The organism is Mesorhizobium sp. M1307 (assembly GCF_040318155.1).
Taxonomy (GTDB): Bacteria; Pseudomonadota; Alphaproteobacteria; order Rhizobiales; family Rhizobiaceae; genus Mesorhizobium.
The window spans coordinates 1-1,457 of the sequence record NZ_JAMYLR010000106.1; the positions used below are offsets into that span (position 1 = coordinate 1).

Annotated in this window: 1 protein-coding gene and 1 pseudogene; one reads left to right on the forward strand and one right to left on the reverse strand. The window is 62.6% G+C overall.

The window, feature by feature from the left end; genetic code table 11:
- Window positions 1–114 (forward strand): annotated as a pseudogene (locus tag NKH16_RS34815) (integrase core domain-containing protein); the annotation flags it as partial.
- 23 nt (window positions 115–137) lie between these two features.
- Here NKH16_RS34815 and NKH16_RS34820 read toward each other — a convergent pair.
- Window positions 138–1,457, reverse strand: a 1,320-nt coding sequence (locus NKH16_RS34820) for a recombinase zinc beta ribbon domain-containing protein (protein ID WP_352903967.1), incomplete at its 5' end; no start/stop codon positions are given.

Here is a 1,457-nt window from a genome sequence, read left to right on the forward strand (position 1 = left end):
AATGGCTTCATCGAGAGCTTCAACGGCCGACTACGCGATGAACTGCTCAATGAGACGCTGTTTACTTCGCTGGCTCAGGCACGCGTCGCCATCGCCCTCCGCGCCGACTACAATCCTGTTTCATAACACCCATCTGTCTATGTCGTTGAAGTGAATAGGTTTTGCTGATCTGGATGCGATCCCGTGCGGTATTTTGGGTTTTGCCGCGCGCGATGAACGATGCGCTGTGCCGCAGGTTCGCCAAGCGTTGATCGGCTGAAGACCCATGGACCATCCGGCAGAGGATGAACGCCTTCGATCTCGCCCGCCTCGGCGGCGAGCCTGAGGGTCTTCGGTGCAACGCCGAGAAGGCGCGCCGCCTTGTTCAGGTTAAGCCATGGCTCTTTGCCGTCCGCCGCTGGCCGGAAGACAGGGATCTTATGATGCGACCTGTGCGCGGTGACCCGTTCGCGTGTCCATCGATTGCCGTGGCCGGTCACCAGTCCATTGCGGTTGAGGATGCCAGCAATCAGATCATCATTGGCGATGAGCACCAGTTGGCGGACGGCCGCGATGATATCGCCGGACGTGCTGTTGCGCTGTCCACGGCGCCGCTTCGGCAGGCGCAGTTCAGTATGGACGCCGCCAACCCAATGGATCAGAAGAACGATCTCTGACGCTTCGTCATCGATATCGGCGACCACCTCCCGGATGACGGTGCGAACGATGCGCTTCTTGAGCCTTGCATCCGTCGTCGGCGCCGCCCATACAGCCTTGAGATCGGCGGCGAGCGCGGTGACGTGTATTGGCGACAGAAGTGATGGCTCCGATGTCGAGGCATCATGCGCGGCAATCCTGCTCTCGATCTCGCCGACACGCGTAAGCGCCCGGTTCCATCGCAACTCCAGTTCCGCCGCGACCAGCCGGTTCTGCGGATCGATGGCGTCGTATTGCCGGAACGCCCGATCGGCGTTGTAGCGTGCCGCCTCGCGATCGCGCATCAGAGCATCGCGGACCTGATCGCGGCGACTGGCCGCTTGCGCTTCGGCCTCGACGGCCGCGGCTATCGCTGCCGGCTCGACAACCCGCAGAAGAGCTTCCTCGATGGCGTCGTCGACGCGTAGTCCACCGAAGGCGATGCAACGCGGCTCGCCATTGTCAAGCAGACCACGCCAGCAGGAATAGCGCGGAATGTTGTGCTTGGTTCCCGTGTAGCGGACCGTCAGCTTGCGGCCGCAGCGCCGGCAGCGGACAAGGCCGGCGAGCAGAGCGTCGCCATGCTTGGGCGCCCCGTGATGCCGGCTCGTGGGCACGTTGTCGCTCACCATCTTGCGGATCGCTTCCGCCCTTTCCCAGCTGACGTAGCCTTCGTGTGCACCCGGGATCAGCGCCAGCCATTCATCACGCGCCTTACGGCGGCTGCGCGAACGAATGGCTGTTGCATCATATCCCGACGCAGCACGAGTCTTACCATAGGC